The organism is Collinsella sp. HCP3S3_E11, from assembly GCF_052067375.1.
GTDB lineage: Bacteria > Actinomycetota > Coriobacteriia > Coriobacteriales > Coriobacteriaceae > Collinsella.
On record NZ_JBQHQI010000001.1, the window covers coordinates 21,870 to 42,435 of the forward strand.

At 61.0% G+C, this 20,566-nt stretch carries 16 protein-coding genes and 3 tRNA genes; 11 read left to right on the plus strand and 8 right to left on the minus strand.

Features of this window, described 5'->3' with window-relative positions; translation table 11 throughout:
* Nucleotides 1–48: 48 nt before the first annotated feature.
* Nucleotides 49–480 (minus strand): RrF2 family transcriptional regulator, encoded by a 432-nt coding sequence (locus ACTM86_RS00095; protein WP_154518293.1) that lies wholly within the window; start codon nucleotides 478–480, stop codon nucleotides 49–51.
* Nucleotides 481–703: 223 nt separating this feature from the next.
* Here ACTM86_RS00095 and sufC point away from each other — a divergent pair, with 223 nt between their 5' ends.
* From sufC to sufU, 5 genes are read left to right on the plus strand one after another with little or no spacing between them, the layout of a single operon-like run.
* Nucleotides 704–1,504 (plus strand): Fe-S cluster assembly ATPase SufC, encoded by an 801-nt coding sequence (gene sufC / locus ACTM86_RS00100; RefSeq protein WP_427794569.1) that lies wholly within the window; start codon nucleotides 704–706, stop codon nucleotides 1,502–1,504.
* A 12-nt stretch (nucleotides 1,505–1,516) separates the two neighbouring features.
* The gene (sufB, locus tag ACTM86_RS00105) at nucleotides 1,517–2,929 is read left to right on the plus strand and encodes a Fe-S cluster assembly protein SufB (RefSeq protein ID WP_441014762.1); all 1,413 of its coding nucleotides are present in this window, start codon (nucleotides 1,517–1,519) and stop codon (nucleotides 2,927–2,929) included.
* On the plus strand, nucleotides 2,929–4,308 hold the full coding sequence (locus ACTM86_RS00110) for a SufB/SufD family protein (RefSeq protein WP_441014764.1): 1,380 nt from the start codon (nucleotides 2,929–2,931) through the stop codon (nucleotides 4,306–4,308). Before sufB ends, ACTM86_RS00110 begins: the two co-directional genes overlap by 1 nt.
* On the plus strand, nucleotides 4,305–5,630 hold the full coding sequence (locus tag ACTM86_RS00115) for an aminotransferase class V-fold PLP-dependent enzyme (RefSeq protein ID WP_441014766.1): 1,326 nt from the start codon (nucleotides 4,305–4,307) through the stop codon (nucleotides 5,628–5,630). Before ACTM86_RS00110 ends, ACTM86_RS00115 begins: the two co-directional genes overlap by 4 nt.
* Nucleotides 5,623–6,057 (plus strand): Fe-S cluster assembly sulfur transfer protein SufU, encoded by a 435-nt coding sequence (gene sufU, locus ACTM86_RS00120; RefSeq protein ID WP_427718807.1) that lies wholly within the window; start codon nucleotides 5,623–5,625, stop codon nucleotides 6,055–6,057. The genes ACTM86_RS00115 and sufU overlap by 8 nt, the downstream gene beginning before the upstream one ends.
* Before the next feature lie 633 nt (nucleotides 6,058–6,690).
* Here the strand turns inward: sufU and ACTM86_RS00125 are convergent.
* Nucleotides 6,691–7,503: a transposase gene (locus tag ACTM86_RS00125; RefSeq protein WP_441014768.1), complete on the minus strand. Its 813-nt coding sequence runs from the start codon at nucleotides 7,501–7,503 to the stop codon at nucleotides 6,691–6,693.
* A 403-nt stretch (nucleotides 7,504–7,906) separates the two neighbouring features.
* Here ACTM86_RS00125 and ACTM86_RS00130 point away from each other — a divergent pair, with 403 nt between their 5' ends.
* The 4 genes from ACTM86_RS00130 to ACTM86_RS00145 all read left to right on the plus strand — a co-directional run bounded on the left by ACTM86_RS00130 (nucleotide 7,907) and on the right by ACTM86_RS00145 (nucleotide 12,145).
* Nucleotides 7,907–8,641 (plus strand): iron-sulfur cluster assembly scaffold protein, encoded by a 735-nt coding sequence (locus tag ACTM86_RS00130; RefSeq protein ID WP_006235554.1) that lies wholly within the window; start codon nucleotides 7,907–7,909, stop codon nucleotides 8,639–8,641.
* 18 nt (nucleotides 8,642–8,659) lie between these two features.
* A complete protein-coding gene (locus tag ACTM86_RS00135; RefSeq protein WP_154518278.1) occupies nucleotides 8,660–9,664 on the plus strand; it encodes a GGGtGRT protein in 1,005 nt (334 codons plus the stop codon).
* Nucleotides 9,665–9,920: 256 nt separating this feature from the next.
* A complete protein-coding gene (locus ACTM86_RS00140; protein ID WP_441014770.1) occupies nucleotides 9,921–11,447 on the plus strand; it encodes an FAD-dependent oxidoreductase in 1,527 nt (508 codons plus the stop codon).
* 161 nt (nucleotides 11,448–11,608) lie between these two features.
* On the plus strand, nucleotides 11,609–12,145 hold the full coding sequence (locus ACTM86_RS00145) for a BRO family protein (protein WP_441014772.1): 537 nt from the start codon (nucleotides 11,609–11,611) through the stop codon (nucleotides 12,143–12,145).
* Between the two features lie 302 nt (nucleotides 12,146–12,447).
* Here ACTM86_RS00145 and ACTM86_RS00150 read toward each other — a convergent pair.
* From ACTM86_RS00150 to ACTM86_RS00160, 3 genes are all read right to left on the minus strand, one after another.
* Nucleotides 12,448–12,523: transfer RNA gene (locus ACTM86_RS00150), tRNA-Lys, on the minus strand.
* 43 nt (nucleotides 12,524–12,566) lie between these two features.
* Nucleotides 12,567–12,642, minus strand: a tRNA-Lys gene (locus ACTM86_RS00155).
* A 22-nt stretch (nucleotides 12,643–12,664) separates the two neighbouring features.
* Nucleotides 12,665–12,741: transfer RNA gene (locus ACTM86_RS00160), tRNA-His, on the minus strand.
* A gap of 165 nt (nucleotides 12,742–12,906) precedes the next feature.
* On the opposite strand from ACTM86_RS00160, the gene ACTM86_RS00165 reads away from it, so the two are divergent.
* Both ACTM86_RS00165 and ACTM86_RS00170 read left to right on the plus strand, forming a co-directional pair.
* On the plus strand, nucleotides 12,907–14,088 hold the full coding sequence (locus tag ACTM86_RS00165; RefSeq protein ID WP_441014774.1) for a pyridoxal phosphate-dependent aminotransferase: 1,182 nt from the start codon (nucleotides 12,907–12,909) through the stop codon (nucleotides 14,086–14,088).
* 140 nt (nucleotides 14,089–14,228) lie between these two features.
* Nucleotides 14,229–15,119 carry an ROK family protein gene (locus ACTM86_RS00170; protein WP_441014776.1) on the plus strand — a complete coding sequence of 297 codons (891 nt, stop codon included), beginning with the start codon at nucleotides 14,229–14,231 and terminating at the stop codon, nucleotides 15,117–15,119.
* Between the two features lie 113 nt (nucleotides 15,120–15,232).
* On the opposite strand, the gene ACTM86_RS00175 is transcribed toward ACTM86_RS00170, so the two are convergent.
* The 3 genes from ACTM86_RS00175 to rho all read right to left on the minus strand — a co-directional run bounded on the left by ACTM86_RS00175 (nucleotide 15,233) and on the right by rho (nucleotide 19,828).
* Nucleotides 15,233–15,682, minus strand: a complete 450-nt coding sequence (locus ACTM86_RS00175; RefSeq protein WP_441014778.1) for a VanZ family protein — start codon at nucleotides 15,680–15,682, stop codon at nucleotides 15,233–15,235.
* Nucleotides 15,683–15,688: 6 nt separating this feature from the next.
* Nucleotides 15,689–17,137: a hypothetical protein gene (locus ACTM86_RS00180; RefSeq protein WP_441014780.1), complete on the minus strand. Its 1,449-nt coding sequence runs from the start codon at nucleotides 17,135–17,137 to the stop codon at nucleotides 15,689–15,691.
* Between the two features lie 312 nt (nucleotides 17,138–17,449).
* Entirely contained in the window at nucleotides 17,450–19,828 is a 2,379-nt protein-coding gene (gene rho, locus ACTM86_RS00185; RefSeq protein ID WP_441014782.1) for a transcription termination factor Rho, read from the minus strand.
* Nucleotides 19,829–20,566: the final 738 nt, after the last annotated feature.

Genomic DNA, 20,566 nt, shown 5'->3' on the forward strand with positions numbered 1-20,566 from the left:
CGACAGACGGTAACGCCCTCCGCGAAATCTTGAGGAATTGCGCTCGAGTTACAGCTTGATATCGAAGTTAATCTCGGGCACGGCCGCCAAGTCGGCCAATGTCACGCCGTCGACGTACTTTTCAATCACGTCGTCCAGACCGCGCCAGAACTTCACAGTAGAGCACAGATCGCTGCGAGTGCAGTTGTTATCGATGCCATCGCATGCGACGGGCGCGGTGCTGCCCTCGACGGCGCGCAGTATATCGCCGGCTCGCACCTCGGCCGGGTCCACGGCCATCATGTAGCCGCCGCCCTTGCCGCGCACACTCTTGAGCAGGCCCGCCTTCATAAGCGGACGGACCAGCTGCTCCAAATACTTTTGCGAAATATGCTCACGGTCGGCAATCTCGCGCAGGGCGATTTTGCCCTCGGCGTCACCGAGCGCCGCGATATAAATCATCAAACGGAGGGCATAGCGGCCCTTAGAAGAAATGAGCATACCTACCCTCCCGGTGCGCTTGAGAAAAAATCATCAGCAGAGTTTGCCCCCGATGCCAAGCGTGTGGGACAGACGATCCCGACTATTATGTCCCACATCTGAAAAGTCGAGTGGATTAGTCGGGTTTTCCCTTGACTAACGCCGAACCCATAGTAACTTTATTCCGAGAAGATTCCTAGGGTTTAGTACACCTATGAGTACACCATAAACAGAGAGGGACAGCATGAGCGCAAATCCGCTGCTTTCCATCGAAGGTCTGACCGCCTCCGTGGACGAGAAGACCATCCTCCACAACGTCAACCTCAACGTCGCCGCCGGCGAGACCCATGTGCTGATGGGACCCAACGGCGCCGGCAAGTCCACCCTCGGCCACCTGGTCATGGGCGACCCCGTCTACACCGTGCAGAACGGCCGCATCGTCTTTGACGGCCAGGACATCACCGAGCTCACCACCGACAAGCGTTCGCGCGCCGGCCTGTTCCTGAGCTTCCAGGCTCCGGTCGAGATCCCGGGCGTGCCGCTGTCGAGCTTTTTGCGCGCCAGCATCGCCGGCCGCCCCGGCCTGGAGATGAAGGGCAAGGAATTCCGCCGCCGCGTCAAGGAGCTCGCGGCCGAGCTCAACATGGATACCGCTTACCTCAACCGCGAGCTGGGCGTAGGCTTCTCGGGCGGCGAGAAAAAGAAGGTCGAGATGCTCCAGCTTCTGCTGCTGCAGCCCAAACTCGCCATCCTGGACGAGACCGACTCCGGCCTGGACGTCGACGCCCTGTCCACCGTCAGCCACGGCATGGACGCCTACCGCAAGAGCTGCAACGGTTCCATGCTCATCATCACGCACAACACGCGCATCCTGGAGCACCTGGATGTCGACCGCGTCCACGTTATGGTCAAGGGCCACATCGTGCGCGAGGACGACGCCTCGCTGATCCCTTGGATCGACAAGAACGGCTTTGAGACCTTCGAGCGCGAGGCTGCCGAGCAGCGCGCCCAGGCCGAGGCCGCCGCTGCCGAGCAGCAAGCGTAAAGGGGCGACGCAATGACCAAGAACCGCACCGAGGTCGCGGACATCGACCGCAGCCTCTACGACTTCACCTATGGCGAGGAGGGATTCGAGCGTCTCGACGCCGGCATCACGCCCGACATCGTGCGCGAGATCAGCGCCAAGAAGGACGAGCCACAGTGGATGCTCGCCCTGCGCCTCAAGTCCCTCGAGATCTTCAACCGTTTTCCCGACCCAACGTGGGGCCCCTCCATCGAGGGCCTGGACATGGACAACATCGTCACCTACGTCAAGCCCAACACCGACCAAAAGCACGACTGGGAGTCGGTGCCCGACGACATCAAGAACACCTTTGAGCGCCTGGGTATCCCCGAGGCTGAGCGCAGCTACCTGGCGGGCGTCGGCGCGCAGTACGACTCTGAGCTCGTCTACCACAACATGCAGGACACCGCGTCCAAAATGGGCATCGTCTACTCCGGCATCGAGGAGGCCCTGCACGACCCGCGGTGGGAGCCGCTCATCCACGAGAAGTTTATGACGCTCATCCCGCCCACCGACCATAAGTTTGCGGCCCTGCACGGCGCAGTATGGTCGGGCGGCTCGTTTGTCTACGTGCCCAAGGGCACCAAGCTCGATTTTCCGCTGCAGAGCTACTTCCGCCTCAACGCCAAGGGCGCCGGCCAGTTTGAGCACACGCTCATCATCGTCGAGGACGACGCCGACCTGCACTTTATCGAGGGCTGCTCCGCACCCAAGTACAACGTGGCCAACCTCCACGCCGGCGCTGTGGAGCTCTTTGTGGGCAAGCGTGCTCACCTGCGCTACTCGACCATCGAAAACTGGTCCAAAAACATGTACAACCTCAACACCAAGCGTGCGCGCGTGGATGAGGACGGCGACATCGAGTGGATCAGCGGCTCCTTCGGCAGCCACGTGGGCTACCTCTACCCCATGAGCGTGCTCAACGGCCGCCGCGCCCGCTCGAGCTTTACCGGCATCACCTTTGCCGGCGCCGGCCAGAACCTCGATACCGGCTGCAAAGTCGTGCTCAACGCGCCCGATACCTCGGCGACCGTCGAGACCAAGGGCATCTCCAAGAGCGGCGGCATCCAGACCTTCCGAAGCTCTATCGTGGCCACGCCTAAGGCCGAGGGCTCCAAGGCAACCGTGAGCTGCCAGTCGCTGATGCTCGACGACCAAAGCCGCTCCGACACCATCCCCGCCATGGACATCCGCGCCAAGAACGTCGACATCGGCCACGAGGCCACCATCGGCCGCATCGGCGACGACAAGGTGTTCTACCTGATGAGCCGCGGCATCTCGGAGGAAGAGGCCCGCACCATGATCGTCAACGGCTTTGCCAACCCGGTCTCCAAGGAGCTGCCGCTGGAGTACGCCGTCGAGATGAACAACCTGATCAAGCTCGAGATGGAAGGAGCGATCGGATAATGAAACAGACCACCAACACGCCGAACGCATTTACGTCATCCGAGCTTCTGCAGTGCGACGTATCGGGAGCGACGAGCCCGACGACGCGTACTAAAGGTACGCGAGGAGGGTCGGAGCCCCGAGACGGCGTGCTGCAGGAGATCGGGGGCGTCAACGCGATGCCGGCTGCCACATGGGGCTGGCTCAAGATGAACCAGACCAAGCTCGAGCTTTCGGACGAACTTGCTGCCGCTCCTGCCGAGGCCGTTGAGGTCGAAGGCCTGGACGAGCAGATCCATGGCGCGGCCGACGCCTTCGACGCCGCCATGGAGGCCATGGCCGAGCGCTTCCCCGAGCGACGCACCTCAGCCCCCGGCGACGCCGCCGACCGCGCCCGCATCACACCCGAGACCGAGCTCGACGTGCCCGCCACTTCCGTCTACCAGGCCGGCGCCATCAAGCTCGAGGAGGAACTCTCCCCCGCCGAGGCCTTCGAGACCGGCATGGGCGAGGCCGCCTACACCTATCTGGCCGACCATGCCACCAAGCGTATCGTCATCGACGTGCCCGCCTACGGCCGTGCCACGGTCACCGTGCGCGTGAGCGGCGTCGATGCCGCGGCTGCCATCGCCGCCATCGATGTCGTCGCCCGCCCGCAGGCAACGCTCGACCTGCAGATCGCCCTGGACTCCCCCGTTACCGGCGAGGGCGTCGTGGGCTCCGTGCTGCGGGTGTGCGCCCACGAGTACGCCACCGTCAACGTGACCTGCACGCAGACGCTCGACGACAGCTGGATCGCACTCGACGACACCGGCCTGTTCCTGGACGAGGGCGCGCGCGTCAACGTGCAGCACACCGTACTGGGTGCTGGCGCCAGCGCCACCGGCCTTGCCGGCGACCTGCTGGGCGACACCGCCAAGGTGACGATCGATACCGATTACCTGGGTGCTCGCGAACAAGTGCGCGACTTTAACTACGAGCTGCGCCACCGCGGCCGCAAGACCGAGTGCGAGATCGATGCCAACGGCGTGCTGACCGGCACGTCCAAGAAGGTCTACCGCGGCACCATCGACCTCGTGCACGGCTGCAAGGGTGCTGTCGGCACCGAGCGCGAGACGGTGCTGTTGGCCAACAAGGGCGTCGACAACAAGACCGTTCCCGTCATCCTCTGCGACGAAGACGACGTTGCCGGCAACCACGGCGCCACCATCGGCCACGTCCGCGACGAGCAGCTGTTCTACCTCGCCTGCCGCGGTCTTGACCAAAATGCCGCCGAGGACCTGTTCATCCGTGCCAAGCTGGAGGACGCCGCACTTTCCGCGACCGACGAGCGCACCCGCGCCGCCGTCGTCCGCTTGGGCAACAACCTGATCGATAACTTTGAGGAGGAGCTCGCATGATCGACACCGAGCACGTTAAATGCGATACCTGTACTGCCCCCGAGCCCATGGAGTTCGACGCCAGCGATGAGGCCTCGCGCGGCTGGCCTACCATCGACATCGAGACCAATCCCTACAAGGCGCAGTTCCCGCTGTTCCAACAACACCCCGAGATTGCCTTCCTCGATAGCGCCGCCACCGCGCAGCGCCCCGCCTGTGTGCTCGACGCCGAGCGTGACTTCTACCAGCGTATGAACGCCAACCCCCTGCGCGGCCTGTACTCGTTGTCCGTCGAGGCCACCGAGGCCATCGCGAAGGTGCGCCAGCAGATCGCCGACCTCATCGGCGCCTCCCAGGCTAATGAGATCGTCTTCACCCGCAACACGAGCGAGTCGCTCAACCTGGTCGCCAAGAGCTTTGCGCCCACGGTGCTGGAGCCCGGCGACGAGGTCGTCATCACTATCATGGAGCACCATTCCAACCTGATTCCGTGGCAGCAGGTCTGCCGCGAGACCGGCGCCAAGCTCGTCTACCTCTACCCCACCAAGACCGGTCAGCTCACGACCGAGGAAGTGCTTGCCAAGGTTGGCCCCAAGACCAAGATTCTGGCCGTGGGTCAGATCTCTAACGTGCTGGGCGTCGAGAACCCGGTCAAGAATCTCGGCAAGCTCGTGCACAAGTACGGCGGCTATCTGGTCGTCGACGGCGCACAGTCGCTGCCGCACATGCCGGTCGATGTGGCCGATCTGGGCGCCGACTTCTTTGCCTTTAGCGCGCACAAGGCCATGGGTCCCATGGGCATCGGCGTGCTGTGGGGCAAGATGGATCTGCTCAACGCCATGCCGCCCATGCTTACCGGTGGCGAGATGATCGATTCGGTCACCGAGCAGGACGCCGTCTGGGCGCCCGTCCCCGAGAAGTTCGAGGCCGGCACGCAGGACGCCGCCGGCGTCTTCGCCACGGGCGCGGCGCTTGATTACCTGGTCAATACGGTGGGCTACGAAAACATCCAGGCACGAGAGCAGGCACTCGTCCACTACCTGATGGGCGAGCTCATGCAGCTCGACTTTGTCCAGATCATCGGCTCCATCTATTGGGACAACCACCACGGGGTCGTCAGCTTTAACGTCAAGGGCATCCACCCTCACGACGTCGCGAGCATCATGGACATGGACGGCGTCTGCATCCGTGCCGGTCACCACTGCGCGCAGCCGCTGCTCACCTGGCTGGGGGTCGAAAACCTTGCCTGCTGCCGCGCCAGCGTGGCCTTCTACAACGACAAGGCCGATATCGATAAGTTCATCGCCGGCCTGTATCACGTTTGGAGCACGTTCAATGGGTAATCTGTACACCTCCACCACGTTTATGGAGCACAACTCGCACCCCGATTACAAGTACGAGATGGATGCCCCCACGCACGAGCACGACGGCATCAACCCCAGCTGCGGCGATGAACTCACCCTGCAGCTGCGTGTCGAGAACGATGTAATCGAGGAGGCTTCCTTTACCGGGCACGGCTGCGCTATCAGCCAGGCCAGCGCCGACATCATGGCCGACCTCATCACGGGCGAAACGGTCGAGGAGGCTCGTCGTCTGGCAGGGCTTTTCCTCGCCATGATCCGTGGCGAGGAGCTCTCCGAGGAAGACTTGGAAGACCTAGACGAGGCCGCTCAGCTCCAGGACATCTCACACATGCCCGCCCGCGTCAAATGCGCTGAGCTCGCATGGCGAACTCTCGACGGCATGCTCGAGGGTCAGGCTAACCAGTAACGGATGCCCCGAATCCAAGGTTTTTGATTGCCGAGCCGCCCGATACGGGCGGCTCGGCTTTTTCATAACGAGCGCACGCGCAGCCACGCTTCCGGCGCCCAATCTGTCATTTATCGCACGGCCAACCGCAAGCACAAGCGTTTTTCACAGTACCAAAGGCTTGCCACAGGGCCACGGGGCACGCCGAGCAAAGCGCCAGGCACCGTCCTACTAGGCTCCGGCTCGCCTCCTGCCTGCCGCAGACGGGTCCCATAGGGTGCGGCGTGCATTTTTGCGAGTATTCAGCACGCCAAGCTATGTGCATACAAATCACGAGCATAAATTAGCGCCTTCGGGCGCGTATATATTGCGTTTTAGAACAGGCATTACGGTCTACGGGGACGCAAACGCGTGCTTCGGGGCGTATTGGCAGACAAATAATTGTCTCGGGGCCCGCAAGTTGCAAGGTTATAGCAGTTCCGACAGCACTACGATGCTGAAAACTCCGCTTTTTGCACGGCGTGGACGGGGGTAGGCACGGGCAAAACCGGACTGAGCTATTGTTTTATGCAAGACGGCAATCATTCTATGCATATTTAGAAGTGTAGCTAACGTCCAAGCATTTAGAATGATGGTCCCAGTGGGCAGACAGCCCTATCCCAGGCTGTCATCAGTCCGCACCGCCGTTCGAGCACGGGCACGCACAATACGAGAAGCGGTACTTTTGCTTATCCCCGTATACCGCTCAATCTGGCGCACCGTAAAACCAGCATCGCGCAATCCAAGAATAACGATATTACGCTGCGCCGGCGGCGCCGCTTTAACCCCCTGGAGCGCAACCCCGCATCCCTTCGCCAACTCGTCGGCAAAGGCGCGCCGCTCCAACTCCATCTCTACCAAATCGCGCATCGCCGGATCGCCGCCGTCGGGCGTCGAAAGCGAATAGGCAATAAAGGCTTTGGCAGAACCAAAAAGCTCAAGTACGCAAGAAGGATCGGAAAGTCCCCTCGTAGCATCTGCCTCGTCACCGTCGTAAACGCGCAGATGCTCCGCAAAGCTGCTCCAGGGATAACGCTCAATTAGGTTGATGCCCGCATCCTGCGGATCGGCGTGAACGGAGCGAACAGCCTCCATCACCTGCCGGTCGGTATCGAGCGAACAGCGCTCAAAACGTTCCCGGAACAGGCAGCCCGATCGCCCGGTACGCTTATTGAACCGACGAGCATACGTCAACAGCAGGCGTTGCATGGCTGCACTCATGTTGTCCTCATAATCCAAAAGTACCAGATCAACATGGTCGCCCATGAGGCACCACGCCGCAATCGTTACCTGGGCATCGCGGCAGCAGTCGCGCATCAGCTCCAAAAACTCCCACCGGTCCTCGTCGCTCTCAAAGATCAGCTGACTGCCCATACCGCGGGCACAGACATGGTAAAAACCGGTGATCGTTTTCCAAACACGCTGCATGGCGCTCCCTTCGCCGGGACCTGCTTACCATCCAATACATCACGATTGAAACGTGCCATCAAAACATTCACGCAAAATGGCACCCGTCGACGGTAAAAGGCGGCAAACCGACGGCGAATGGCATCATAACCACAGGCTAGACACCGCAACAGGGGCAAGAACTAACCAATAACTTGACCAGAACTGACCCCCTAAAACGTATCGCATAACCGCAACCAAGCTTGTTAAATCGTTTCAATTGAAAGTTCCGCGCTTCTCGTTACGAAAACTGCGCCGTTCGCCGAATATTCCGTGCATTTCGCGGTATTATAGGGGCTGCATGTCATGTCCCTTTCGAAGGGTCGCCCGGCAATCACCAGCCACGACCTCCAGACGGGACGCCAACACGATAGAGAGGAGAGGCATGCAGTACTCACAGGAAGTGGAGAACATGTGCCCCGTTGCCAAGGGTGCATACCACGGCCCCGCACCCATCCCCGAGGAGGGCAAGTGGGTCCAGGCTAAGGAGATTTCCGACATCTCCGGTCTTACGCACGGTGTGGGTTGGTGCGCACCTCAGCAGGGCGCCTGCAAGCTCACGCTGAACGTCAAGGACGGCATCATCGAGGAGGCCCTCGTTGAGACCATCGGCTGCTCGGGCATGACCCACTCTGCTGCCATGGCTTCCGAGATCCTTCCCGGCAAGACCATCCTCGAGGCCCTCAACACCGACCTCGTCTGCGACGCCATCAACGTTGCTATGCGCGAGATCTTCCTGCAGATCGTTTACGGCCGCAGCCAGACCGCGTTCTCCGAGGGCGGCCTGCCCGTGGGCGCCTCCCTCGACGACCTCGGCAAGGGCCTTCGCTCTCAGGTCGGCACCATGTTCGGCACCAAGGCCAAGGGCGCTCGTTACCTCGAGCTCGCTCAGGGCTACGTCACCCGCATGGCTCTCAACGACAAGAACGAGATCATCGCGTTCGAGTTCCTGAACCTCGGTAAGTTCACCGACGCCGTCAAGGCCGGCAAGACCCCCGAGGAGGCCATCGCTGGCGCCATGGGCCACTATGGTCAGTGGGAGAACGCTGCCAAGTACATCGACCCGCGCACCGACGAGGAGACTCACTCCGTCGCCAGCGTGTTCCCGGTTCACGAGTAGAAAGGGAGGGAAATAACTATGACTGTTACGTTCGAAGGTTACGAGCGCCGCGCTGACAAGATCAACAAGTGCCTCGCCGACAACGGCATCGCCTCCCTCGAGGAAGCTCTGCAGATCTGCACCGACAAGGGCTTCAACCCGCGTGAGATCGTCAACAACACCCAGTCCATCGCCTTCCAGAACGCCGAGTGGGCCTACACCCTCGGCTGCGCTCTCGCTGTCAAGCGTGGCGCCAAGAACGCTTCTGAGGCTGCCGCCATCATCGGCGAGGGCATCCAGGCCTTCACCGTTCCCGGCTCCGTCGCCGAGGACCGCAAGGTCGGTCTGGGCCACGGCAACCTGGGCGCTATGCTGCTCTCCGACGACACCGAGTGCTTCGCCTTCCTGGCCGGCCACGAGTCCTTCGCTGCCGCTGAGGGCGCTATCGGCCTGGCTCTGAACGCCAATAAGGCTCGTAAGAAGCCGCTGCGCGTTATCCTCAACGGTCTGGGCAAGGACGCCGCCCAGATCATCGCCCGCATCAACGGCTTCACCTACGTGAAGACCCAGTTCGACTACTACACGGGCGAGCTCAAGGTTGTCGAGACCATCCCCTACTCCGATGGTCCCCGTGCTGCCGTTAACTGCTACGGCTCCGACGACGTCCGTGAGGGCGTTGCCATCATGTGGCACGAGAACGTCGACATCTCGATCACCGGTAACTCCACCAACCCCACGCGCTTCCAGCACCCCGTCGCTGGCACCTACAAGAAGGAGCGCATCGAGGCTGGCAAGAAGTACTTCTCCGTCGCCTCTGGTGGCGGCACTGGCCGTACCCTGCACCCGGACAACATGGGCGCCGGCCCTGCCTCTTACGGCATGACCGACACCATGGGCCGTATGCACTCCGACGCCCAGTTCGCCGGTTCTTCCTCCGTGCCTGCGCACGTCGACATGATGGGTCTCATCGGCATGGGCAACAACCCCATGGTCGGTGCCACCGTCGCCTGCGCTGTCGCCGTCGAGGAGGCCCTCAAGGCCTAATCGCGCCCGCGCGATGCTCATATAGTTGAGCCTTGGAGCCGCTATCCACCCGGGTAGCGGCTCTTTTTGTTTGCACTGCCGCAGGGTTGCTAATGCCGATATATCAGTTGGGACGAAATACGAGATGTGATGAGATGGAGCGTCAGAGCGTCCATAACGCCCATCTGCCATAGTTGCCCTTTACCGATTTGCCGAGTCTTTTCGGCCTCATTGCCGATCACCCATGCGACAATGCGCCGGACGAGAAAGGAATCCGATGGAATCGACTGATGTACTGGTAATTGGATCTGGCATTGCGGGCCTTTGTGCCGCCATAGAAGCGGCATGCGCGGGCGCGACCGTTGCCGTCGCAAGCGCCGGCAAGACCATGAGCGGATCGAGCTTTTTCCCGGGCACCTGGGGCCTAGGTCTCATCGGTCCCGTTAACGAAGACGACGAACAGGATCTCATCGACACCATCCAGACCGTGGGCGGCGGTGTCGCCGACCCTACGCTCGTCCAGACGTTCGTCCACGGTATTCCCCAGGCCATCCAATGGCTCGAGCAGGATCTAGGTGTTGAGCTCCAACGCCCGCAAAGCGCCGAGAGCGCCCTGCAAAAGCAATTTATCCCCTGCTTTGACCATAAGACACGCAATTGGCGCGGCCTTACCCGCAAGCCCCTTGAGGACGCGTGTGCGGCCCAGATCAAGTCTCTCGGCATTCACCTGCTCCCCCGCCACGAGCTTATCGACCTTGTTGAGGACACAACCGGAAAGATTATCGGCGCCGTACTCTACAACCAAACGGACGAGCGCATCGTGACCCTTGCAGCCAAGGCCACCATCATCGCTGCGGGCGGCACGGGTGGCCTGTTCGAGCGAAGCCTCACTTCCGCCGACGTGCTCAGCTCCTCGCAGGCCATCGCGCTGGCACACGGCGCAACGCTCACTAATATAGAGTTCATGCAGATGATGCCGGGCTTCATCGAGCCCAAGCGCAACCTTGTCTTTAACGAGAAGACCTGGCGCTACGTACATGTAGACCAGCCGGTCGATATCGCCGACGACAAGCTGGACGATCTGCTTGAGCAACGCTCCGGATATGGTCCCTTCACCTCGCGCTTGGCCTCCCGCGCCATCGATCTTGCCATCGATCAAGCGGGTGCTGAAGGTCTGGCGCTCCACTACGACTTCCCCCGCGAGGACGTCCCCGAGTTTGTGCAGACCTTTGCCACCTGGCTACAAGACGAGCACGGCATCGCGCCGACCGACGAGATGCGTGTGGCGATGTATGCCCACGCCGCCAATGGCGGCATCAAAATCGACAAGACCGCGTACACGGGCGTTGAGGGCCTCTATGCCTGCGGCGAGGCGACAGGCGGCATGCACGGGGCCGATCGCATTGGTGGCCTGTCAAGCGCCAACGGCATCGTGTTTGGGCGCATCGCGGGCGCCTCGGCAGCCCAAGCAGCACAGAATGCACCTGAGGTGGCCCCAAAGGCGGATGTCGCCCTCCCCCAGCATGGCATTGCCACAACAGACGCCGAGCGCCTGACCCGCGGCCTTAAGCACACGATGAGTACCTATTGCATGATCAACCGCACCGAAGGGGGCCTATCCAAGGCACTACACGAGCTTGAGGGCTTGAAGACGGAGGCAACGACCTTGAGCACACAGAAAGCTCAGGACAGCGAAATCGCAGCCCTCGCCCGCCTGCACTCGCAGATTCAGCTGGCAGTTGAGATGGCCAAAGCCATGCGCAAGCGAACCGAAAGCCTCGGATCGCACTATCGAGCGGACTAAACTGGACACTCATCTAAAGCAGAACACAACTAATCGATATCTATGGGCCCCGTGAGCTCGAGGTGGCACGGGGTCCATTCGTGTCCGCACGGCAGCGTATCCTTATTCTGAATACAGAGCAGGCAAAGCCCACACAGACAATAGACCAGCGGGGAGGAGATATGGACAGTCATGATATCGAGAAGTGGCGTGTCAAACTTGATAGCTCCGCCAATGTGGAAGCCGGCGTTGAGTATTGGCTCGCACGCGATTTAATGGAACCCATGGGGTACACTCGATGGGAGAACTTCGCCGAAGTTGTTAAGAGGGCAAAAGTCTCGTACGAAACAAACAAAACTCCAGTTGATTCCCATTTTCGTGATACCACGAAAATGGTAACAGTCGGTGTCGCCGCTCGCGCGGTTAAAGACTACAAACTTACTCGCTATGCATGCTATTTAATCGCACAGAACGGAGATTCAAACAAGCCAGAGATCGCGCTCGCCCAGGCATACTTTGCCGTGCAGACGCGCCGCCAAGAGCTCATAGAACAGCGCTTCGCAGAGATTCAGCGCTTGCAGGCGCGCCACTCGCTATCCGATTCAGAGAAACAGCTTCGGGTATTGCGTTCAAACGCGGCGTGGACTCCAAAGGATTCGCGATCATCAAGTCGAAGGGCGATGAAGCGTTATTCGGCGGCAGAAGCGCGGCGGAAATGAAGCAGCAGCTCGGTGTACCCAAGAGGGCAGGCTCGACTTGTAAAGCGTCTGTGCCCTTTCGGGTTCGACCCCATGCGAGGTCAACAAAAAAGACGGCCAACTTTCGCTGACCGTCTTAACATGCTTTGGTGGGCCGTCAGGGGGTCAGCCTGCTGCGCAGGCGGCCGCTGCGGCGCTTCGCGCCTTGCGCGCTGCGCTGGCAAACGCTTACGCGTTTCCTCAGCTCCGCGCCCTTTCGGGTTCGACCCATGTATGGTTAACAAAAAAAGCGACTAGCCGAAGCCAGTCACTTTAACATGCTTTGGTGGGCCGTCAGGGGGTCGAACCCTGGACCTTGGGATTAAGAGTCCCCTGCTCTACCAACTGAGCTAACGACCCAAAGCTAAAGTCCGTAGTGGCGGACTTTAGAGGAGATATCGTGTGGTGGGCCGTCAGGGGGTCGAACCCTGGACCTTGGGATTAAGAGTCCCCTGCTCTACCAACTGAGCTAACGACCCGATATCAACACGAAGCAAGAACTGGGGTGGGTAAAGGGACTCGAACCCTCGACCTACGGGACCACAACCCGTCGCTCTAGCCAACTGAGCTACACCCACCGTGTCCTGTGCGCTTCGCGCTCGACTATTATTGCAAGGAACGCCACGCGACGCAAGCCCCAATTTTCAAGAATTTTGAAAAGAGTTTTTCGGATCCATTTCGAGCAAATCCCACCGGTTCCATAGGAGTAAACTTGCCCCACCCCGATGTTCGAAAGGACAAGCATGAAAGAACTCTCCAATCGCACGGCAACGTTTACCGATTCGGTCATCCGCCGCATGACGCGCATCTCCGATATGTACGGCGCCGTCAACCTCTCGCAGGGCTTCCCCGACTTTGATCCCCCGGCGCAGCTGCTCAAGAGCCTGGGCACCATCGCCGCCGACCCTAAGCCGCTCTATCACCAGTACTCCATCACCTGGGGCTCCCAGGCCATGCGCGAGGCGCTTGCCGCCAAACAGGAGCACTTTATGGGCATGCCGATCGACCCCAACCAGAACATCGTGGTCACTTGCGGCTCCACCGAGGCCATGATGGCTGCCATGATGACGGTCACCAACCCCGGCGACAAGGTCGTCATCTTCTCGCCCTTCTACGAGAACTACGGCGCCGACACAATCCTTTCGGGTGCCGAGCCCATCTACGTGCCGCTCAACCCACCCACATTCGACTTTGACCGCGAGACACTCGAGGCGGCCTTCCGCGACAACGACCCCAAGGCCATCGTCCTGTGCAACCCTTCCAATCCCTGCGGCAAGGTCTTTACGCGCGATGAGCTCACCTTTATCGCCGACCTCTGCAAAAAGTACGACGCCTACTGCATCACCGACGAGGTGTACGAGCACATCGTCTACGCGCCCCACGAGCACGTCTATATGGCCACACTGCCCGGCATGTTCGAGCGCACCATCAGCTGCAGTTCGCTGTCCAAGACGTACTCCATCACCGGCTGGCGTCTGGGTTACACCATCGCCCCGGCCCAGATTACCGAGCGCATCAAGAAGGTCCACGACTTCCTCACCGTGGGTGCCGCCGCTCCCCTGCAGGAAGCCGTCGTCACCGCCCTCAACTTCGACGACAGCTATTACCAGGAGGTCCTCGATCTCTACACAGCCAAGCGCGATCTGTTCTGTCAGGGGCTCGATAGCATCGGTCTTGAGCATAACGTGCCGCAGGGCGCCTACTACGTCATGATGGACATCTCTGAGTTTGGCTATGACAGCGACCTCGACTTCTGCGAGGACCTCGCGTCTAAGGTGGGCGTGGGCGCCGTGCCCGGCTCAAGCTTCTTCCGTGAGCCCGTCAACCATCTGATTCGCCTCCACTTTGCCAAGCGAGACGAGACGATTAACGCGGCGCTAGAGAACCTCAAGTCGCTACGCGATAAAATCAAGCCGCGCGGGTAAGGACGGCCCGGCAACTAAAGCACCCAAAGAAGCCCCGCACCGCACGCGCGTTGTGGGGCTTCTTTTTATAGCGCTTTCTTAATTTGTTTAAAGCGCTATACTTTAGTCACGGAGCAACTCGTCCCAGGGGGAGGAATACTATGGCAGAGCAGCAGCTTATCGGAGCGCTCGAGGCCGGCGGCACCAAGATGGTCTGTGCCACGGGCTATGCAGACGGTACGGTTCTGGAGCGTGAGCAGATCGCAACCACGACCCCGCAGGAGACCGTTGAGGCCGTCAACGCATGGTTTGCAAACAAGGGCATCGCCGCGCTGGGCATCGGCGCCTTTGGCCCCACCGCAGTCAACCCTGCCTCGCCCCAATACGGCAAGATCTTGGAGACGCCCAAGACGGCATGGCGCTACTTTGACCTGCTGGGCACCATCCAAAACGAACTCAATATTCCCTGTGGCTACGATACCGACGTCAACGTCGCCTGCCTGGGCGAGGTCAGCTTTGGTTGCGCCCAGGGCCTCACCGACGTGGTGTATCTGACCATCGGCACCGGTGTGGGCGCCGGCGTGCTCTCGGGCGGCCAGCTCGTTCATGGCATGATGCATCCCGAGGCCGGGCACATCTTGGTCACACGCGATCCGCGCGACACCATCGGCGAGCACAGCGGCTGTCCTTTCCACGACAACTGCCTCGAGGGCCTCATCGCTGGCCCCGGCATTAAAAAGCGCTGGGATGGCAAAAGCGCCGGAGACATGGCCGATGACCCGGAGGCCATGGACCTGCTCGCAGGCTACCTGGCACAGGCGCTCATGACCTACACGCTGTGCTATGCGCCGCAAAAGATCATCATCGGCGGCGGCGTGGCCGACCACACCCCCATCGTGCCGCTCGCCCGCAAAAAGTGCGCCGAGATGCTCAACGGCTATATCGTCACGCCCGAGGTCAATGGCATCGATACCTACATTGTCAACAACAGCCTCGAGGGTAAGCAGGGCATCATGGGTTGTCTGGCCCTTGGCGCACAGGCGCTCCAGTAAAGGGTGCACCAACGACACACGGTATTGCCGGGCTCGTATAACGCGCAGACAACGCTATCGCGCCCTGCAGGGCCCCCAAACGCACAAGGCCGTCTAGGACCAAGCAAAACGTCCTAGGCGGCCTTTTTGGTGCATACAAGCGATCGGAGGAGATATCGGAGCACGACGCCGGTAGCCGCTCCGCAGCAGTCAATCATCACGTCGGTAATCATACCGGCGCGCCCCGGCACAAATAACTGAATCGTCTCGTCGATTGAGGGGACCAGCAACAGAAAAACCACCGTGGGAAGCAGTCTGTCAAAAGTGCGTCGACCCTCGATATCAAAGGCATGTGTCACCAAAACACCGAGCACCATATACTCGGTAAAGTGTGCGCACTTGCGGACGACAAAGTTGGTTACCCATTCATACGGCAGGCTCAAGCTATGCAAAAACCCGCGGACGTCCTCCATGATCGCCAAGCTCAGTGAGCCGGACCCCGTGCCGGGAACCAGTGAATTGCCCCAGATCAGCAACACCATGACGCAGGCCGCAACCGCCCACTTACGATCGATCTTAATCATGCAGAACTAGGCCTCGGCACGAAGCGGCGTAAAACTGGCGGTACCGCCCTCGATAACACTCAAATAGGCACGGCCCGTACGCTTTGCGGTAGAGGACTGCAGGCGCTCGATCTCTTCCTCAAGGATCTGATTGACGCGCTCATGGCGACGGTTTTCCATAACGCCGGCGGCGATAGCCTCGGCGCGCTCGATACTCTCGCGCGAGATACGCGCGGTATCCTCGGGAAACACGGAGCTGTGGCGGCCGACATAGACGGGAGCAACCGAGACAGGTGAGGCTGCAGGCGTGGGCATCGGCGCGGGGGCGGGCTCGGCGACCTCGGCCATGATCGCCATAGCGGCGGCCCACATGTTCTCGTGGCCCGAATAATCGGCCATGGGGATATCTTCCTCGAGGGAGGCATCGGGGAGACTGTCGGTATCCACGCGATTCTGGGCATCGATAGAGGCAGTGATGGCGGCGGGCTCGTCCAAATCGGTGAGATCCACACCCTTGGCATCGGAAATGATGGGCATGCTGGCGAGCTTGGCGTTGTACGGCACCGCCTCCGCGGCCTGCATTTGGGCCGAAGCGCCCCAAAGCGAGCTTTCGGCAGCACGACGAGCGGCGATGGTCTCCTCGTCGACAACCAGGGGCTCATCGGCAAAGGGGTCGGCGACAGGAGCCGGCTGAGCTGCGCCCTGCTGGCCGGTCGAAGCGGCCGCCGCGGCAGAGGCGTACGCAGCCGACGAAGCACCGTTATAGGCGGCATTGTTGGCAGCGTTGGCCACAAGCGCCACGAAAGCTGCAGTGCTGCCAGCAGGGGCGGCATGAGAGCCCGAAACGGCACGTGCGGCAGCAGCGATGTCGTCGCGGTTATAGGAGCCAGTCTTTTCACCGTTTGTGAGCTCGTCGATTGCGACCTGATAGACATCGCGCGAGCGAGCGGGATCGCAGCTAACCGGCGAGTCGTCGTCGAGCATGCTATCGATCATAGCCCAGGCATCGGCCTCGTCCATGGCGTTGGCGGCACGGGCGATGGTCGGAACGCCATCATCGGCGTGGCGGCGCTGAAACGCGCCGGTCAGACCGGAGAGAAGCGAAGAGGATTGACCCTGCTCGTCCAAAGTGACAGGAGCAGCAGCCCGGGGAGCGGCTTCCTCGTGCTGAGCGGGAATAGAGGCGGTCTTGAACTCGTTGTAGGTCCGACTAAACTGAGCGGCGCCGCCCACGGCATCGGGCTCAAACAGGCGGCCATCGTGCTCCGCACGATACTCAGAGATACCCAGCGAGGCGGCATAGATACCCACGCCGGCCACTGCGCCCACGGCAAAGGGAACAGCACCCGCGACGACCGTCTCGTTGATTGACGAAAACGGCAGTGTAGCGGCATACACGACCACGGGTGCGGCAAGGCCGATCCCGCAGGAAAGTCCGGCAAGGACTGCTCGTTGTGTTGCATCAGAAGAAGCCATGAGCTCTCCCCATCTTCCAGCACCCAAATCGCATCATTCAGTTGGCTGCGCGAGAGAAGATGAAGCGGGGCTATGCCCCAAAGCAACGGTATAAGGTTCGTTTCATCTGCGTTTTCCGTCGCGAAGCTTAACTGCTATTATGCGAAACCCCCTTGGGGATTGCAAGCGACGAAGCGGAATTGAAACGGGAAAATCGCTGCTTGCCGGTCGTGAGGTCAATAATCGTTGGCGAGCGGCTATACGAAAAGGGCCAGGATCTAAACCCCGGCCCTTCTGGCATGTCTATGGTTGCTGTCGCGTGCAGCGGACGGACTAGAACATCTGCTCGTAATCGCTGTGCTTTTTGGCCGAACGCACCAAAAATTCCTGGTTGGTATTAGTGCCCTTAAGGCCCTTGATAAACGACGCTGCCGCGCGCTCGGTATTGTTCATGCCGGCGAGGATGCGGCGCAGGCCAAAGACAAACGGACGCATTTGCTCGTCGACCAGCAGGTCCTCGTTGCGCGTGCCCGAGGCAACGGGGTCGATGGCCGGGAAGATGCGGCGGTCGGCCAGATCGCGATCGAGCTTGAGCTCCATGTTGCCGGTGCCCTTGAACTCCTCAAAGATGACCTCGTCCATCTTGGAGCCGGTATCGATAAGGGCGGAAGCAAGGATGGTGAGTGAGCCGCCGTTTTCGATATTGCGGGCAGCACCCAGGAAGCGTTTAGGCGGATACAGGGCCGCCGAATCGACGCCGCCCGAAAGGATGCGGCCCGAGGCGGGCGCCGCCAGGTTGTACGCACGGGCAAGACGCGTGATGGAGTCGAGAACCACCACGACGTCGCCGCCCAACTCCACGATGCGCTTGGCGCGCTCGATGACGAGCTCGGCCACGCGGGTATGGTTGTCGGCGGGCATATCGAAGGTGGAGGCCACGACCTCGCCCTCAATGGAGCGCTGCATATCGGTGACCTCTTCGGGGCGCTCGTCGACGAGCAGGCAGATGAGGTGCACCTCGGGGTTGTTGATCGAGATAGACTGGCAGATCTTCTTGAGAATCGTGGTCTTACCGGCCTTGGGCGGTGACACGATCAGGCCACGCTGGCCCTTGCCGATCGGCGACACGATATCGATGGCGCGACCGGTAATGGAATCCTTGCCATGCTCCATGCGCAGCGGCTCATTGGGGTAGACCGGAGTGAGGTCGCCAAACTTGGGGCGGTTACGGGCCTGCTCAGGATCAAGACCGTTGACGGTCGTAATTTTGGCGAGACCGGCACGCTTGTCGCCGCCGCGCGAGGGACGAAGCGAACCCTCGATCACGTCGCCCGTGCGCAGACGCGCGGAGCGGATGAGGTAGGCGGGCACGAAGGCGTCGTCATTGGACTTCATGTAGCCGTGGGCATGGATGATGCCGGAGCTGTCCGGGCGAATCTGCAGGATGCCCTTAATATCGCGGAAGCCCTCGGCCTTCGCGGCTGTGGTGTAGATCTCTTCGACGAGCTCGACCTTCTTCTTGCCGGTCGTCTCGATCTCGAACTCCTTGGCCTTCTCGCGCAGCTCGGCGACCTTCATGGCCGCGAGCTCCTCGCGCGAAAGCGTGGGCTCAGTCGGAGCTGCGTTGCGCTCCTTGTTGCGCTGTTTGCGATCGCGCTGACGGCTGCGGCGGTCGTTGCTACGATCGTCCTTGCGCTCGCTGCGCTCATCGTTACGCTTGTGCTGACGGCGGTTGGGGCGGGAACCCTCTTCGGCCTCAGCGCTCTCGACGGCAGGCGTCGTGGGCGCATCGGCGGTCGCCGGGGTCTCGCCGTCCGACTTAGCGTCGGACTCGGGCTGTTGCTCAGCATCCCCCTGCTGTTCGGCAGACTTGGTCTTGGAAGATTTCTTGCGCGTGCGCTTGGGCTTCTCGCCTGCCGACCGATCGGCGCCCTCCGTCTCGGGAGTCGTGTCGACACTCGCCTCGGTAGACTCAGCTACCGCAGATTCGGCGCCGGACTTCGCCTCTGCCTTAGCTGGGCGTTTGGCTGCGGTGTGACGGCTGCGCCCGGGACGAACGTCGGCAGACTCGGCAGCGGCAGAAACAGCGACCTCAGGAACATCAGCGCCCTCGGCCGAAACCACGACAGCCGCTGTAGGCTCGACGAACGCCGGGGCATCTTGGACAGAAGCCGCGGCAGCGGCCGCCTTCTCCGCCTCGACAAATGCCTTGGGCTTGCGGCCGCGGCGATGCGGGCGCAAAGCAGGATCGACGACAAATGCACCGCCGGCCTCGGCAGGCACGACAGACTCAGCAGAGGAAGCGTCCTCCCCCGCCGCAGAGCGAACCGGGGTCTCGGCGGCATCGGACGAAGCCTGCTCGGCAGCCTGCTGGACCTTGGCCGCCGTGCGACGGCGCGTGCGCGGAGCCGGCTTTTCTGCTACCTGCTCGGGAGCCGGAGCCGAAGGCGCCTCGGGGGCGGACGAAGCCGCGAGTTCGGTCAGAGCCGCGGCATCGCGCTCGGCGGCACGACGGCGAGCACGAACAACCTGGGCTTCGCTGATCTGCGCAAGCGCGCGGGCCTGCGCAACCTCATCTGAAAGCGGCGCCGAAACCTCGGCGGAAACCGGACGCTTGGCACGCGTCGTGCGCGTGGTGCGGCGTTTGGGCTTTGCAGCCTCATCGCCATCCGCAGCGGGCTTGGCCACACGACGCGTGCGCTTGGGCTTCACGGGCGCAGCCTCCTCCCCGGTAACAGGTGCGACGGGAACAGGCTTCTCACTCAAAGCCGAGGCAGCGTTCTGGTGTGTCTCGGGGACCGACGCCTGCGACGGTACGGGTTTCGCGATCTGGTCCAACGCAACCGGTGCAGCGGGAGTGGTTTGTGCCGTGCTTATTTCATTTTCTTGCTGTTGATCAGACACAGTGTTTGCTCAACTTTCTTTTAAAGCCCTGTGATCACATGCTCCCTGCATAAACCTTCAGGGCGGCTAAACAGTCTAGCTCCGTTCAAAACACAACGGGCATCATTGATCTGTATCGAGATGATTACGTCAAATACGCAGCGTTAGTGTAACACAACCGCCACCACCTGCAACTTAGTCATTGGACGTTCTTATACAACTGGTCAAAAGGGACACTCTCCCTCAAAAGCGCTTCCTCTGTCGCACCAGAGGAGTGAAGCCGTGGCATCCGGAATAGCCGCGCCACAAAACGCGCCTATCTACTACGTTTGACCCGCGACCCCTGACCATCCCCTCGATCTTCCTAAAATCGCAAGCCCGCTACCTGCGGTTTTAATATCGTACTTTTCGGCATGGTTCGGGGTATGCGACTAAACGTAGTAGATAAGCCCGATTCGTGGCGGACGGTTTCGCACCGCTCTCCCACCGGACAAAAATGATCCGTTTTCCTCCGTCCCCAAGGGGTCGTTTTCAAAACGATCGCGGATTACGGTGCAAGAACGGCGT